The following is a 15,603-nucleotide window of genomic DNA, read 5'->3' as shown; positions in this document are numbered from 1 at the left end:
TCAGTTCGGATCAGATCAGATGGTTGCGCTGGGCAAACTTGGATAAGTGCACTACCGAGGACATTCGTAACTTCTCCTTGAGTCGAGTCTTGTAGGTACTGATGGTCTTGTGGCTCAGCAGCATTTGCTCGGCGATTTCCTTGTTACCCAGCCCCAGGGCCAGCATCTGCAACACGGTCAATTCACGATCCGACAGGCAGTCGATCATCTGCCGTTCCGTTTCTTGCAGATCGTCGCGACGCACCGAACTGGTCGGCAAACTGGGGAAGCAACTGTAGCCCGACATGATGGCTTTGATAGCCTTTTGCAGCTCATCCAGTTCACCGGTCTTGGCGACGAACCCCATGGCACCGGAACGCATGCAGCGGGTAGAAAAAAACACCGCCAGGTAGGAGGTCAGTACCAGAATCTTGCATGGCAGGCCCAACGCCTTGATGCGGCTGATAACCTCCAACCCGCCTAATTTAGGCATCGCCAGGTCGAGGATAATCAGCTCGGGACGTTGCTCCCTCGCCAACTGCATGGCATCTGCGCCATCCCCTGCCTGGAAAATCTCATCAAACCCCTCCACTTTCAGGAGATATTTGACCGTCGCCCGGATAAACGGATGGTCATCCACAATTAATGCTTTGCTCATAAAACTTCCCTATGTGGACAAAATACCCTTACACATCACACCGGACCTGGGTACCTGTGAGAACTGACAGTTCCGACGAGCGGCGCTGCCTTCTGAGGAAGGTAACGAGGCGGTGTCTGGCCCCTTCAATTAACTCAGCATAACCACGGACGCCGGACCTCAACGACCCAACAGCCGCAAGTGCCCAACCTTAGCAACGCAATGATGTTTCAACTGAAGGGATAATCCGGACTATATGTAGGATTTTTCCACAAACAAGCTTAGCCAATCCTGGCCAGCCCAAAGGAGATCAATCGGTGGTACTCGGGCTCCAGAAAGCCTGTACCACCAGGGTTGATGTTGAGAGGCGCGCCACCAGTGCATCCAGTTCATCGCCATCCACCGACGTGGCGGCCAGGATGGCCTCGATTTCCACTTCGTCGCTGCCGAATGGCCGCACATCGACATCACTGGCCGGGTAGTTGCAGCGGGCCAACTCGGCTTCCAGCAATGCCATCACCGCCTGTTGCTGACTGCGGCGCGCAATGACATAGAGGATATTGGTGACCTCTGCCGACACCACGTCCAAGGGTTGGCGGTTGATGTTATTGACGATCGGCCGCAGCAAGGTGTTGGCCGCCAGCACAAACAGCGTGCCCAGCAAAGCCTCGAGGATCAGATCGGCCCCGGCGCAGGCGCCCACCGCCGCCGAAGCCCAGAGGGTGGCGGCAGTGTTAAGCCCGCGTACATTGCCCTCCTCCCGCATGATCACACCCGCCCCCAAAAAGCCGATGCCCGACACCACGTAAGCGACCACGCGCACCGCGCCTTCCGCACCGCCCAGGCGGTTGGCCATGTCGACAAAGATCGCCGCGCCTACCGCCACTAGCACATTGGTACGTAAGCCGGCGGTGCGTTGGCGGTACTGGCGCTCGAACCCGATCAGGCCACCGAGAATAAACGCAGCGCTGAGGCTGACCACGGTGTCGACCAGGGAGTTGAGGTTGATGTTGTTGATTGCCTGCATAAAAAATCTCCATGAATGCAGCGACAAATTGAAAAACACCGCAGGTCCCTGTGGGAGCTGGCTTGCCTGCGATAGCGGTACACCGACCCATGAGTCTGGCGACTGATACACCGTCATCGCGGGCAAGCCCGGCTCCCACAGGGTTTGGCGATGTTGCACGGGACCTGTTACTGCCAGCCAAACCTGCGGATGTAGTAGCCCTTCACCGCCTGGGTCAGCGCCATGTACGCCAGCAAAATCACCGGCAGGAACACGAAGTACAGCGACGGCAGCGCCTGCAATTTGAAGTAGTGCGCCAAAGGCCCCATCGGCAGGAATATCCCCACGGCCATGATCACGCCGGTCATCAGCATCAACGGCAGCGCTGCACGGCTTTGCAGGAACGGGATTTTCGGCGTGCGGATCATGTGCACGATCAGGGTCTGGGTCAGCAGCCCCACCACGAACCAGCCGGACTGGAACAGCGTCTGGTGGTCTGGAGTGTTGGCATCGAACACATACCACATGAGTGCGAACGTGGTGATGTCGAAGATCGAACTGATCGGCCCGAAGAACAACATGAAACGTCCCACTTCCCCGGGCTGCCAGCGTTGCGGCGTAGCAAGCATCTCGTCATCGACGTTGTCGAACGGAATCGCAATTTGCGAGATGTCATACAGCAGGTTTTGCACCAGCAGGTGCATCGGCAGCATCGGCAGAAACGGAATGAAGGCACTGGCTACCAACACCGAAAACACGTTGCCGAAGTTGGAACTGGCGGTCATCTTGATGTACTTGAGCATGTTGGCGAAGGTGCGCCGGCCTTCCAGCACGCCCTCCTCCAGGATCATCAGGCTCTTCTCCAGCAGGATGATGTCAGCCGCTTCCTTGGCGATGTCCACCGCACTGTCCACCGAAATCCCGATATCCGCCGTGCGCAACGCCGGAGCGTCGTTGATGCCATCGCCCATAAAGCCCACCACATGTCCGTTGGCCTTGAGCAGCCGTACGATGCGTTCCTTGTGGCTGGGGGTGAGCTTGGCAAACACATTGGTGGTTTCCACCGCCAGGGCCAGTTCGGCGTCGCTCATCGCCTCGATGTCGTTACCCATCAGCAAGCCTTGTTGCGCAAGACCCACTTCGCGGCAGATCTTCGCCGTGACCAGTTCGTTGTCGCCGGTCAACACTTTCACCGCCACGCCGTGGGCCTTCAGGGCCTTGAGGGCGGGGGCGGTGCTTTCCTTGGGTGGGTCGAGAAATGCCACATAGCCGATCAGCGTCAGGTTGTTTTCATCCGCCAGGCTGTAGGTATCACGCCCTGCCGGCATCGGCTGCGCCGCTACCGCCACTACCCGCAGCCCTTCTTCGTTAAAAGCGGCCGTCACCTGGCGAATGCGCGCCAGCAGTTCGTCGGTCAGCGCTTCATCGACGTCGCCATGGCGCACGCGGTTGCACACCGACAAAATTTCCTCCACCGCCCCTTTGCAGATCAACAAATGCGGTTGATGCTGCTCGGCCACCACCACCGACATGCGGCGGCGGTTGAAATCGAATGGGATCTCGTCGACTTTGTGGAATGCGGTACCGACTTTCAGCTCACGATGGATGTCCACATGCTCGAGCACGGCCACATCCAACAGGTTTTTCAAGCCGGTCTGGTAGTAGCTGTTGAGGTAGGCCATTTCCAGCACGTCGTCCGACTCCTGGCCCCACACGTCCACATGGCGCGCCAGGAAAATCTTGTCCTGGGTGAGCGTGCCGGTCTTGTCGGTGCACAGCACGTCCATGGCGCCAAAGTTCTGGATCGCGTCCAGGCGCTTGACGATGACCTTTTTGCGCGACAGAAACACCGCGCCCTTGGCCAAGGTCGAGGTGACGATCATGGGCAGCATTTCCGGGGTCAGGCCAACCGCAATCGACAGCGCGAACAGCAACGCCTCGGTCCAGTCGCCCTTGGTGAAGCCGTTGATGAACAGCACCAGCGGCGCCATCACGAACATAAAGCGAATCAGCAACCAACTGACCTTGTTAACCCCCTGCTGGAACGAGGTGGTCGCACGGTCTGTCGCCGTGACGCGTTGCGCCAAGGCACCAAAATACGTGCTGTTGCCGGTGGCCAGGACCACCGCCGTGGCGGCGCCGGACACCACGTTGGTGCCCATGAACAGAATATTTTCCAGCTCCAGCGGGTTGCGCGTGTGGGCGTCCTGCTGGTGGGCAAACTTCTCCACCGGCATGGATTCACCGGTCATCGCCGCCTGGCTGACGAACAGGTCCTTGGCGCTGAGCACGCGGCAGTCCGCGGGGATCATGTCGCCGGCCGACAATACAATCAGATCGCCTGGCACCAGTTGTTTGATCGGCAGTTCAATGCGCTTGGCAGCATCGCGGCGCAGCACCGTCGCGGTGTTGCTCACCATGGCCTTCAAGGCGTCGGCGGCCTTGTTCGACTTGGCCTCCTGCCAGAAGCGCAACAGGGTCGAGAGCACCACCATGGAGAAAATCACCGTGGCGGCCTTCATGTCTTCGGTCAGCCAGGAGATCACCGCCAACAGAGTCAGCAGCAGGTTGAACGGGTTCTTGTAGCAATGCCACAGGTGCACCCACCACGGCAGCGGCTGCTCGTGCTCGACTTCATTGAGGCCGTACTGCACGCGCAGGGCGTCGGCCTCCTGAGTGTTCAGCCCCTCGGTGTGGCTGCCCAGCACGCCCAGCAATTGCACAGTGCTGCGGTTGGCAGACGCCACCAGTGTCTGCGTCAGGCTGGGCGGTACTTCCCGGCTGACACTGGCATCGGTCACGGTCTCCAGCATCGCCAGGCGGCGAAAATGCCGGGCGATATGCCGGGTCCGCAGGAAACCGGCGAAGAACTCTTTGAGCAAAGTGAGGTTCATGGTGTAACTCCTGCGCGAGGAAAAACCGTCGTGCAGGTACTGCCCGTCCACACCGCGCCCGTCACACAGGCACAGCCGAACCTGGCCCGCCCGCCGTAACAGGCAGGCGCGTCCGTAGCATCCAGGCGTTACCCAGGTGCTGGTCAGCGTCGATGAGAGGGAATCAGGCGGGTGCCAGGACTGGTCACCGCCGGGATGCCGCTTCTCGCTTTGTGAGGCGAGACAACGGCATCTGGAAAATGCGCGTTACCTTGCCAAGAGGCCGGTTACCGAAACCGGCCGACGACTGTCACTCGAACAAGTACCCACTGAGGGTCTCCGCTATTGATGAAAACGCGCGAAGCTTACGCCCCGATGTTGGCGGAGTAAACCGTAGGAAAGTGCCTGCATGGTGAATAAGAAAATTCTTCAGGATGGGTTCAGGAACGCCTTTCTCAACCCCACGTTGGGCGATCCCGTTCGACCAGCGCCAGGTAGTTTTCAATGCTCGCGCTAGCCACAACCTTCACTTGGATAGACACCCTATTCACCTGCCGGCCCATCGTGATCCCCTCACGGGTGCGCACCTGTACATAGCCAAGCCTGGGCCAAAAACGCTCGGCTCTGGTATTGCCCACCACTACCGTCAGCCGTAGCCACTGAGCGCCCTTTGCCACCGCCCACGCCTCAAGGTCGGTGTGCAAACGCTGCGCCAGCCCGCTGCCGTGCCAGCGCGCATGCACCAGCAGTAACCCGATGTGCCACACCCCAGTGGCGAGCAAATCAGCGGCGATATTCACCACGGCGACCAAGTGGCCCTGCGCATCGCGGTAACCCAGCCAGTACAGGCGACTGCAATGCCAGCCAGCGGGCAATTGGCCGCGTAACTCTTCCCGTGCTTCGGTCGGGGTAGCCGGTTCGCCATTCACCGCGATGAAGTAATCGGGTGCCTGTTCAAAAAACTGCTGCAACTCAGCCTCATCGCAACCCAAAAGCTCAACCACCCGAATGCCTTCCAAGGAGCTGCCAGGCAACAGATGTAGATCAACGTCCATGTTCAACCTCTTCAATCCCGCGTCAGCACTTCCAGCAATTCAATCTCGAAGCGCAGGTTACTGTTGGGTTTGATATGCGCGCCCATCGAGCGCTCGCCATAGGCCAGGTGCGCGGGTACATACAAGGTGCGCACGCCGCCAACCTGCATGCCCATCAAGCCCTGGTCCCACCCCTTGATCACGCGGCCAGTGCCGATCACGCACTGAAACGGTTTGCCCCGTTCCCAGGAGGAATCGAACACCGTGCCATCTTCCAGGGTGCCTGTGTATTGGGTGGTGATCAGCGCGCCCTTGACCACGGCTTTGCCGTCGCCCAGGCGGATGTCTGTGACCTGCAGTTCATCGTTGCTCATGGGGTTCTCATTGAAGGGGTCAAAGGCTGGGGTTTTCCCAGAATTGGGTGGGTTTGGCAAGCGCAGGGGAACAGCCAGCGTGATGGTAGATCGTTCGCTGGAATGCATACAGCCGCGTTAACACAATCCAATGTGGGAGCTGGCTTGCCTGCGAAGGCGGTGTGTCAGTCAATGCATCTGTGACTGCACGACCGCTTTCGCAGGCAAGCCAGCTCCCACAATTGGATCTGCGTGCATCCAAAAGCCTTTACAACCAATGCCAGAACCGGCTCCAGAACCCACGCCCCAACTCATCCTTGCACCCGGCATATTGGCGCGCATACATCTGCGAACGCGCCTGTACCTTGCTCGCTACCGGCGGCAGCCAGGCTTTGCTGGCGTAGGTGCGCTGGCGGTAGCCGCCCCAGCCTTCGTGGTAGTTCAGGTATTGGCCATAGGCGTCGTACTTGTAAACGCCATTGATGGTGTAGGTCTTGTCCATGTACCAGCCGATAAAGTCGATCGCGTCGTCGAAGTCTTCGCGATCAGCGCCGCTGCGGCCGGTGGCTTTGCGGTAGTCGTTCCATACTTCATCCTTGGCCTGGGCATAGCCGGAAGCGGTGGAGACGCGGCCCCAAGGGATGATCCACAGCAGGTATTTACGCGGGGTTTTGGCGTCGTGGCGAAAGCCCGACTCCTGATACATGATGGCGAACGGCACCTGGATCGGTACGCCCCAGCGCTTTTGCGTGACCTTGGCGGCGTCGTACCAGTCGTCTTTTTCGCGCAAGATACCGCAGAGGTCGTTGGGCGTGCGTGGCGGCGAGGTGCCGCACGCCGCCAACAGGGAAGTGAGTAATAACAGTCCGACGGCTTTGCCTGCGCTCAAGGGTCACCTTTGTGGGATAAGGGTAAAATGCCAGCATTTTACCCCTTCACACAGGCGGCGTCCTTGCCGCAGACATCTTTAAGCCAAAGGCACGCGACGGGTAGTCAGCGCGATACGACCAGTAAAGAAGCTCAACGCCGCACCCAACAGCAGCATGGCCAAGGTGCTCCAGGCGGCGCGGGACAGTTGCTTGGCAGCGACTTCACCGGCTTCACGGGCTTTCTGTTCAGCCTGTTTTTTCAGCTCATCGACTTTTTGCATGGCTTGCTGATAAGCCTGGGCATAGTTGTCGACGATCTGGGTGGCTTCTTCTTTGCTCTTGCCAGTGCGGGCCGCGACGATGTTGACCAGCGCCTCTTTATCCGCTGCATTCAATGCTGGCTCGCCGGACGCTTTCACACGTTCGAACCATTGCTTGAGCTCATCACCGGCCTGGGCAGGATTGGTCGCTGCATCGGTAGCCGACTGCTTGCCATCGGCAGCTGCCTGATCGGCTTTCTGCTCGACATTGGCAGGGTCCAGTTCAGCCTTGCCGCTCTGCTTGAGCAACGTATCCAGTTGGCCTTGCAGGCTGTTCCAGTCCAGCTCGATGCCCTGCTCATTCAACTGTTGCTTGATGCTATTGCCAATCCCCGGCGCGGCGGCAGCAATGCCACTGCCCGCAGCAGACAGACCTTTACCCACCACGTTGCCGGCCGTACCGAATACGCTGGAAGCCAGGCCCGCCAACAGCCAAGTGGTGAGCAAGGTGGTCAAGGTCCAGGTCAGCACCCCATGCAGACCGCCACGATCCGGCGCGGTGCGGCCGGCCACGAAGGCGCCCAACGCGATGGCGACCAGTGTCGATACAAACAGCCAGATACCCGCACCCGTGCCAAAACCGCTCAACGGGTTGCCCGCTTCCATCGGGTCAACGGCACTGGCGCCAATGGCGGTGCCCAACACGCTCAAAACCAGGTAGGTGACCAGTGCGATTGCACTACCGGCCAATACCGAGCTCCACGACACTCGAAACAGCGATCGATTGGTTTCATAGACAGTGGTCATACAAAGGTCCTTTTCAAATTGAGGAGCAAGGCAATGCGCCTTGATGGGTGTGAGTGTGGCGAAACGACATACGTTCAGTCCTGGCCCATATGCACCAGGCGACCTGGTGCATTCGCACTGCCCCGTGGGCAATGACTCTGCACTATCCTGAGGCCACGATGTCGTAACCCAATGTGCCTTGCCCTGCCCTATTCGGAGACGTTATGACCCAGGATGTTCTCGCCAAAGAAACCAACCGCCGCCAACTGCAGACCATCATCTCGGGACTGTCCGACGGTGTGATTCTGGCCGAGGTCGACCAGACCATTCTGTGGGCCAATGAAGCGGCGTTGACCATGCATGGGGTCAGCGAGGTCAAGGAACTGGGCGCCAATACCGAGGCGTACGCCAAGCGCTTTGCCCTGCGCTATCGCAACAACCATCCCTTGCCACTGGACAGCTACCCCCTCAGCCGCGTGGCTGCCGGTGAAGAGTTCAGCGATGTGGTGGTGGAAGTCACGCCCGCCGACGACGAACACCGCAGTTGGGTACATCGCCTGCGCAGCCTGGTGCTGACCGATGCCCAGGGTGAGCCGGAGTTGCTGGTGCTGATCCTCAGCGACGCCACCGAATGGGCCAGCGCCGAGCAACGTTTTGAGAAAACCTTCAACGCCAACCCGGCGCCCGCGGTGATCTGTCGCCTCAGCGACCTGCGCTACATCAAGGTCAACCAGGGTTTTTTGGAGATGACCGGCTACAACCGCGACCAGGTCATCGGCAAATCCGTGTATGAACTGGATGTGCTGGAACAGGCCGAGCGCAAGGACCTGGCGATCCAGCGCCTGGGCGAAGGCGCGACCATCCCGCAGATGCAGGCCGAACTGAGACTGCCCGAAGGTGGCAGCAAACTGGTGATCGTCGCCGGCCAACCGTTGGACATGAACGAGGAAGACTGCATGCTGTTTTCCTTCACCGACCTGGAGCCACGGCGTAAAGCCGAGATCGCCCTGCGCCAGAGCGAAGAACGCTTCGCCAAATCCTTCCGCCTGACGCCCGTGCCGACCCTGGTATGCAGTGCCGACAACCGCCAGGTGGTAGACATCAACGAAGCCTTCATGAGCATCACCGGCTATATCAGCGAGGAACTGATCGGCAAATCCATCGAAGACATCAACTTCATCGACAGCCCCCAGGCCGGCGCGCAGTTGTTCGCCACCCTGGAAAAAGCCGGCAACCTTGAAGGCCAGGACCTCAAGGTGCGCAAGAAAGGCAACGAGGTGATCGACTGCGTGGTATCCGCCGACACCGTGATTATCCAGGACGTGCCCTGCTACCTGATGGTGCTGATGAACATCACCGAGCGCAAACGCTCGGAGCTGGAACTGGTGGCGGCCATCGAGGAAGTCATGCAGGACGCGTCCTGGTTCAGCCAGACCCTGATCGAGAAGCTGGCCAACGCCAAGAGCGTCAACAGCCCCAACCTGCCGAATGTTTCCTTCACCGACCTCACCGCCCGCGAGCGCGATGTATTGGGCCTGATCTGCGAGGGCCTGGCGGACAAAGAGATCGCCTCGCGCCTGAAACTGGCGCCCAACACCGTGCGTAACCATGTGGCCACGGTGTATTCCAAGCTGGGGGTGCACAGCCGTAGTGCAGCGATCGTCTGGGCTCGTGAACGCGGGCTGTTTGCCGGTGATTTGCGCCTGAAAAACAAGCCCTGACCCTGCAAATGCACTAGTGCGTCTAGTGCGAATTCGCCTTATTGAGCGGCGGTGCAAGCAATAACCTTCAAGGGATCGTATTTATGCCTAGAAGGAACCCGCATGTTTACCCTCTCTCAGCTGCGCAACTGCATCGAAGAAGGCCTGTCACCGCTGACGTGCGAATTCACCCTGTGCCGGGACGCGTCCTTGACCCTCAAGGTCTATGATGCCGAGACCGGCCGCGTCGACCTGGTGGTCACTGGCATCAGCACCAACCGCCTGCAGACCCCGCAGGAAGTAGCGAAAATGGTGGATGAATTGCGCTACGAGCTGCAAAGCAACAACGTCGGCAAGCTCACGCTGGATGATTTGCCTTTATCGCCGCTCCCATGAAATAAAACACCCCACCTGCGACGATAAACGCCCCCAGCATGTAGAACATGTAATGGGCCGGCAGGCTGGCCAACACCAGCCCACACAGCACCGGCCCCAGCGCGGCACCGAGGTTGGACAGGTTTTGCGCCCCGTAATACATGCCCCGCAGGTGGTCCGGGGCAATTCGGTCGATAAACATGTACTCGGCCGGGAACACGATGATCTCCCCGACGGTGAACACCGCCATCGCCAGCACCCAGCCCACCACGCTGGTGGACAGCCCGAAGCCGATCAACCCCAGCATGAACATGCTCAAGCCAGCGATCAGCCACTGGCTCAGGTAACGGTGCGAGATGCGCCGGCCAATCAGGTACTGCAAGGCAATCACTAGCACGGCGTTGGTGGTCAGCACCGCGCTGATCACCGTGTAGGTGTATTCGGCGGTCGTGGTGGTCACCAGGTATTGCGACAGATAGGCCGTGAACTGGCCGAACACCACCGCGCTGAGTAAACCGCCGAGGGTGAAGCACACTAAGCGACGGTCCTGCAGCAAAACGCGGGCGACGGCAAGGAACGGCAGCGGCTTTTGCGTGGCGTCCACCGTGGCCAAGTTACGGTCACCCCAGCGCCCATACAGCAGAAAAAACCCCAGCCCCAACAGCGCCGACAGAACAAACGGCAAGCTGATATCCAGCTTGGCCACCATCGCGCCAAAGAACGGCCCTACGGCATAGCCGATATTGGTGAGGGTGTACTTGATGGAAAATACTTCGCTGCGCGCGTCTTCGGGCAGCAGGCTGGCGAAGCCGGCTTTCACCGCAATATCAATGACGGCGTAGGCCAGGTTGATCAGGATCAGGCAGCCATAGAACGCCCAGATATTCTGCGCCAGCACCGTACCGATAAACCCCAGCACAAACACCAGGCTCAAGCCGAGCAACAGGCGATAGCTGTTGATGCGGTCGACCAGGAAACCGCCGTAGACACTGAGTAGTGAACCGACGATCAGCGAACTGCCGATTACCAGGCCGACCTGGGTAATGTCCAAGGCGAAGTGGCTGGTGAGGTAGATCACGAGATAAGGAAAGGTGATGGCCTTGGCCAGCGTCAGCAGCAACGTGGCGCACAGCAACAGGTTCACGGTGCGGGGGTAGTTTCTGATGGTGGCAAGCATCCTGCTCTCGTTCTTCAAAGGTAACGCGACCATTGCGGTCGGTTACCTTAACGCAAGAAACATGAAACGAGCAGGTGCCCGGCGGGATTATTTCTTGACTGGCGTAATCTCGAGGATGGTGCCGTTGGTGGTCTTGAGCAGGACGTACTTGTCACCTACACGCGCCCATTGGCTTTCTTCTTCGGGCTGTTTGAGCCCGCGTTTTTTCCAGTCTTTAATCGCTGACTCCTCGCGCATCAAGATGTCCGGGGCGCGATCACCCTCTTTCAAGTCACGGGCGTTGATGTTTGAAGGTTGCACGGTTTCCTGAGGGGTATCGCCGGCCTGCACGACAGCGCTGACGGAGGAAAAGCTGGCAGCGACCAGCAGGCAAGCGGCTAAGGTTTTCGACTTCATGGGTGCTCCTTCAATTAATGGTGCGTACCCAGTTTCCGACCGCGGCGGCGCGCAATCATTCAGCCGGGTTTCCCTGTGGCCAAAGATTGCCTTCGTGAAATTTATCGTGTAATTTTTCATGAAATTATTCGATATAAATTTCATGACCCCACAAGAAGAACTCGCCACCCTCGCGGCGCTGATCCACGACCTGCGCAAGCACAAGAAGCTCACCCTGGCCCAACTTGCGCAAAAAATCGAACGATCGGTGGGATTTCTGTCCCAGGTCGAACGTGGCCTGTCGCGCCCGACCGTGGCCGATTTAACCGCCATCAGCCACGCCCTCGACGTGCCCACCACCTATTTCTACAGCCTGCCCAAACCCAAGGCGGTGGATTGGGTCACACGCCCCAACGAGCGGCGCACGGTGTATTACGCCAACGGCATCACCGACATCCTGGTGTCGCCGAGCATGAACGGCGCGTTCTCGATGCTTGACAGCCTGTTGGCCCCCGGTGCCAACAGCGGCGAACAGACTATGAGCGACCGCGCCGAACAGGCTGGTTTTGTGCTCGAAGGCGAGTTGACCCTGTGGGTGGATGACGAAGCCGAGCCAGTCACCCTCGGCCCCGGCGACAGCTTCCACCTCGCCAGTTTCGCCCACTGCCGCTACGCCAACCTGACCGACCTGCCCGCCCGCGTCTTGTGGGTTTACAACTAGGAGCTGCACCCGTGAAAAGCCATTCCTCCACGTTGCTGGCCGAAGTACGGAGCTTTCGCCAGAACCACCCCGACGTGCGCTATGTCGACCTGATCGCCCTGGACATTCCCGGGCATTTCTACGGCAAGCGCTACCCAGTGGAGATGCTTGAAAAAATCGCCGCCGGCAGCCCGCTGAAGCTGCCGCAGAATGCGGTGCTACTGGGGGCCCAGGGTGGGCTGTTCAAGATTGGCGACTACTGCTTCAACGATGGCGACCCGGACGCCAATCGCCGATTGGTGCCCGGCACGCTCAAACCGGTGAACTGGGAGTCGCAGCCATTGGGGCAAATGCTCATCACCTCGGACGGCACCGAAGCGCCCATCGAGTTCGAACCCCGCGAAGTCCTGGCCAAGGTGCTGGAACGCTTGCAGCATCAGGGCATTCATCCCGTGGTGGCGTTTGAGCTGGAGTTCTACCTGTTTGATAAACAGCTGGAAAACGGCCTGCCGCAATTTGCCCGCGACCCGCTCAGTGGGGATGCCGACGACCAGCCCAACCTGCATATCGAAAGGCTGTCGCGTTTCAGCGACGTGCTCGACGACATGGCGCAAACCGCCAAGGACCAAGGCATCGACATCACGGTGATCACCGCCGAGATCGGCCCCGGCCAGTTCGAGATCAACTTCGGCCACTGCGATGACGGCCTGCGCGCCGCCGACTGGGCCGCCCTGTTCTGCCGTAGCACCCGTGGCGTCGCGCTCAAGCATGGTTACCGCGCCAGCTTCATGGCCAAACCCTACCTGCAATTTCCCGGCAGCGGCATGCACGTGCATGTCAGCCTTTACGACGCAGCGGGCAATAACTTGCTAGCGGCCCATCAGCAGCGGCCATTGCGCCACGCCGTAGCCGGTTGCCTGGAATTACTGCCCCACTGCATGCCGATTTTCTCGCCCAACCACAATGCCTTCCGCCGCCTGGGCGGCACGGTTAACGCTGCGACGCGGGCGAGCTGGGGCTTTGAAGACCGCGATGCCTGTGTGCGCATCCCCGAGTCCGACCCGCGCAACCTGCGGATCGAGCACCGCCTGGCCAGCGCCGATGCCAACCCTTACCTGGTGCTGGCGGCGATCCTGGTGGGCCTGGAGCACGGGCTTGAGGCCAAGCGCGAACCCATCGCGCCACTGAACGAGGACCGCAACAGCGGCGCCGATTTCCCGGTGGAAATGCTCGACGCCGTGCGTGCCATGCAACAACAACCAGTACTGCGCGACAAGCTGGGCGCGGAATTTGTCGAGGTGTATTGCGAGAACAAACGCCAGGACCACCTGACTTTCCAGCAGGAGATCCAGGCGCGGGAATATCGCTGGTTCCTCTAAGCGCGTGACGCGCTCGCGGTATAAAAACCTTGACCCAAATCAAAGAAAGGCTCTAGAACGGGCCTTTCAGCCCGATAAATTGTCGAACAATCCTGGCCTTTGCCGTTGAGATCCATTATCATCCGGCGCCTTCTCGCTACCCGCCGGGTAGCTGTTTCAATGTGTCACCCGAGGCGCCCATGTACCGTTTTCCGTTTCACCGCCCTTTGATTGTCATCAGTCTGGGGCTGGTTTCCCATTCCGTCAGCGCGGCCCTGCAACCCATAGCCGAAGCCCCGCTGGCCAGTGACACCGAGCTGCACTGCCACTTCAACCGCGACGCCAGCACTGACTGCACCACCACCTACCGCTACACAATTCTCAAGGCCAACGGCCGCGAAATGCTCTCGCGCATCGACTTCGACTACTCCGAAGCCGACACCTTTGAAGTGGTCAGTGCACAGTCCACTCAGCCTGGCGCCAAGCCGGTCGCCCTGGCTGCCACGCAAATCGATACCCGCAGCGCACCCAACCCGGACCAAGGCTTCAGCCGCGACAAGCAAACCTCCCTGGCCTTCCCCAACCTGCGCGTGGGCACGCAGATCCGCTACACGGTACGCCAGCATTACCCGGCCAAACCGCTGATGACTCAGTTCCACTATGTACTCAAATTCGGGCCCAGCTCAGCCCGCCGCGATCGCTTCAAGGCGCGCTTTACCGCCGAACGGCCGATCCCGTGGCGAAGTGAATTGTTCGACGGTTTCAAGGTAACGCCTTCGAGCAACGGCAAGACCCTGGACGTGGTGCAAAAAGCCCCGACCTACCTCAACTACATCAATGAATCCTCCGCCGCCGCGCTGCTGCGCGTCCCACGCCTTGAAGTGGGCAGCGCCGTGGACCGCCAGGCGTACTTTGGTGATTTCGCCCAGCGTTACAACCAGATCCTCGGCGCCACCCTGCCGGCGCAAGCCGCCACCGCGGTGGCCGCCGCACGCAGCCTGGCGCCGGCTGAGCAAGTGGCCGCGCTGATGCAGCACATCAATGATCACTACCGCTACCTGGGTGACTGGCGGGCGACCGAGCGCGGCTATGTGCCGTTCAGCCTGGCGGAAATCGAGCAGCACGGCTACGGCGATTGCAAGGACCTGGCGACCCTGCTGACGGCCATGCTCAAGGCCAGCGGCATCAAGGCTGAGACCGCGTGGGTCAGCCGTGGCGACGTGGTCGATGCCTTGCTGATCCCCGGCACCCAGGCGCCGAACCATGCCATCGTGCGTGCCGAAGTGAATGGACAGGTGTGGTGGCTTGACCCGACCAACCCGGTCTTCGCCCCTGGCCAAACCATGCCCGACATTCAGGACCGGTGGGTATTGGTCAACGATGCGCAGGGCCAGGTGCGTGAAGAACACATCCCACTGGAGCGCCCCGAAGTCTCGATACGCCTGGACAAACAGGTGCAGTACGGCAAAGAGGGAGATGGCGCGGTCAAGGCGACTATTACCTTCAGCCGCTTGCCGTTGATGCAACTGAGCGTCGCTGACCGCCAGCAAGGCACCACCGCCACCGACCAGAACATCTGCGCCAACTTCGGCAATGACATCAGCGACTGCCAGATCACCCGCGAACCCACCCGCTTTGTGGTACATGACGGCTACAGCGTCACCGCCCGCATGAACGATCAGCGCGCCCTGGAAAAACTGGACAATGACTATGTCTACACCGACCCGTCCTTGAAAGACCGCTGGGAGGGCTACATCAACTATCGCCGCCAGGGGCAACAGGCTGACCTCTACCTGGGCAACCCAGAGACCTACGACTACACCTACACCCTGGCTGGCGGGAAGATGGAAAAAGCCATCCCCGGCTGCAAGGTGCGCTCGCCCTGGTACGACCTCGACCTGGACGGCAAACTCGAGGACGGCTCGCTGCGCTACCACTATCGCCTGAGCCAGAAAAAGCGCTGGCTGACCCATGCCGAAGTCACCAGCGATGCGTTCGGAAAGATGATTGAAGAGGCTCGGGCCTGTGCCGAGCAGGTGCATCAGGTAGTAAAGTTCTAGACTGCCCCTGACACACCCCGATCCAAATGTGGGAGCTGGCTTGCCTGCGATGGCGGTGTAT

Annotated in this window: 14 protein-coding genes; 5 read left to right on the top strand and 9 right to left on the bottom strand. The window is 59.9% G+C overall.

What is annotated here, in order from left to right:
* Positions 1–10: 10 nt before the first annotated feature.
* The 7 genes from AB4P90_RS11420 to AB4P90_RS11390 all read right to left on the bottom strand — a co-directional run bounded on the left by AB4P90_RS11420 (position 11) and on the right by AB4P90_RS11390 (position 7,818).
* Positions 11–637 (bottom strand): response regulator transcription factor, encoded by a 627-nt coding sequence (locus AB4P90_RS11420; RefSeq protein ID WP_014717992.1) that lies wholly within the window; start codon positions 635–637, stop codon positions 11–13.
* A gap of 289 nt (positions 638–926) precedes the next feature.
* Complete coding sequence (locus tag AB4P90_RS11415; RefSeq protein ID WP_019821435.1) at positions 927–1,643, bottom strand: MgtC/SapB family protein; 717 nt, start codon at positions 1,641–1,643, stop codon at positions 927–929.
* Positions 1,644–1,810: 167 nt separating this feature from the next.
* Positions 1,811–4,516 carry a magnesium-translocating P-type ATPase gene (gene mgtA / locus AB4P90_RS11410; RefSeq protein ID WP_395605901.1) on the bottom strand — a complete coding sequence of 902 codons (2,706 nt, stop codon included), beginning with the start codon at positions 4,514–4,516 and terminating at the stop codon, positions 1,811–1,813.
* A 434-nt stretch (positions 4,517–4,950) separates the two neighbouring features.
* Positions 4,951–5,550: a GNAT family N-acetyltransferase gene (locus AB4P90_RS11405; protein WP_072435653.1), complete on the bottom strand. Its 600-nt coding sequence runs from the start codon at positions 5,548–5,550 to the stop codon at positions 4,951–4,953.
* Positions 5,551–5,561: 11 nt separating this feature from the next.
* Complete coding sequence (locus tag AB4P90_RS11400; protein ID WP_032903474.1) at positions 5,562–5,903, bottom strand: FKBP-type peptidyl-prolyl cis-trans isomerase; 342 nt, start codon at positions 5,901–5,903, stop codon at positions 5,562–5,564.
* A 247-nt stretch (positions 5,904–6,150) separates the two neighbouring features.
* Positions 6,151–6,771, bottom strand: a complete 621-nt coding sequence (locus tag AB4P90_RS11395) for a hypothetical protein (RefSeq protein ID WP_003190361.1) — start codon at positions 6,769–6,771, stop codon at positions 6,151–6,153.
* A 78-nt stretch (positions 6,772–6,849) separates the two neighbouring features.
* Positions 6,850–7,818, bottom strand: coding sequence for a hypothetical protein (locus AB4P90_RS11390; RefSeq protein ID WP_395605900.1), 969 nt, complete (start codon positions 7,816–7,818; stop codon positions 6,850–6,852).
* Positions 7,819–8,021: 203 nt separating this feature from the next.
* Between AB4P90_RS11390 and AB4P90_RS11385 the strand changes: the two genes are divergently transcribed.
* Together AB4P90_RS11385 and AB4P90_RS11380 are read left to right on the top strand one after the other, a co-directional pair.
* Positions 8,022–9,518, top strand: a complete 1,497-nt coding sequence (locus tag AB4P90_RS11385) for a PAS domain S-box protein (RefSeq protein ID WP_014717983.1) — start codon at positions 8,022–8,024, stop codon at positions 9,516–9,518.
* A 102-nt stretch (positions 9,519–9,620) separates the two neighbouring features.
* Entirely contained in the window at positions 9,621–9,893 is a 273-nt protein-coding gene (locus tag AB4P90_RS11380) for a DUF1652 domain-containing protein (protein WP_003190355.1), read from the top strand.
* Here AB4P90_RS11380 and AB4P90_RS11375 read toward each other — a convergent pair.
* Both AB4P90_RS11375 and AB4P90_RS11370 read right to left on the bottom strand, forming a co-directional pair.
* The gene (locus tag AB4P90_RS11375; protein WP_072435654.1) at positions 9,856–11,049 is read right to left on the bottom strand and encodes an MFS transporter; all 1,194 of its coding nucleotides are present in this window, start codon (positions 11,047–11,049) and stop codon (positions 9,856–9,858) included. The genes AB4P90_RS11380 and AB4P90_RS11375 overlap by 38 nt on opposite strands.
* Positions 11,050–11,136: 87 nt before the next feature.
* The gene (locus AB4P90_RS11370; protein ID WP_014717981.1) at positions 11,137–11,445 is read right to left on the bottom strand and encodes an RcnB family protein; all 309 of its coding nucleotides are present in this window, start codon (positions 11,443–11,445) and stop codon (positions 11,137–11,139) included.
* 142 nt (positions 11,446–11,587) lie between these two features.
* On the opposite strand from AB4P90_RS11370, the gene AB4P90_RS11365 reads away from it, so the two are divergent.
* The 3 genes from AB4P90_RS11365 to AB4P90_RS11355 all read left to right on the top strand — a co-directional run bounded on the left by AB4P90_RS11365 (position 11,588) and on the right by AB4P90_RS11355 (position 15,542).
* Positions 11,588–12,145 (top strand): helix-turn-helix domain-containing protein, encoded by a 558-nt coding sequence (locus AB4P90_RS11365; protein WP_019821423.1) that lies wholly within the window; start codon positions 11,588–11,590, stop codon positions 12,143–12,145.
* An 11-nt stretch (positions 12,146–12,156) separates the two neighbouring features.
* Positions 12,157–13,503: a glutamine synthetase family protein gene (locus AB4P90_RS11360; protein WP_395605899.1), complete on the top strand. Its 1,347-nt coding sequence runs from the start codon at positions 12,157–12,159 to the stop codon at positions 13,501–13,503.
* Between the two features lie 179 nt (positions 13,504–13,682).
* Positions 13,683–15,542: a DUF3857 domain-containing transglutaminase family protein gene (locus tag AB4P90_RS11355; RefSeq protein ID WP_395605898.1), complete on the top strand. Its 1,860-nt coding sequence runs from the start codon at positions 13,683–13,685 to the stop codon at positions 15,540–15,542.
* The last annotated feature ends 61 nt before the right edge of the window (positions 15,543–15,603 follow it).

The sequence above is a fragment of the Pseudomonas sp. B16120 genome, from assembly GCF_044218845.1.
Taxonomy (GTDB): domain Bacteria; phylum Pseudomonadota; class Gammaproteobacteria; order Pseudomonadales; family Pseudomonadaceae; genus Aquipseudomonas; species Aquipseudomonas paracarnis.
The sequence above is the reverse complement of the archived record's forward strand: the minus strand, read 5'-3'. Positions and strand labels throughout refer to the sequence as shown.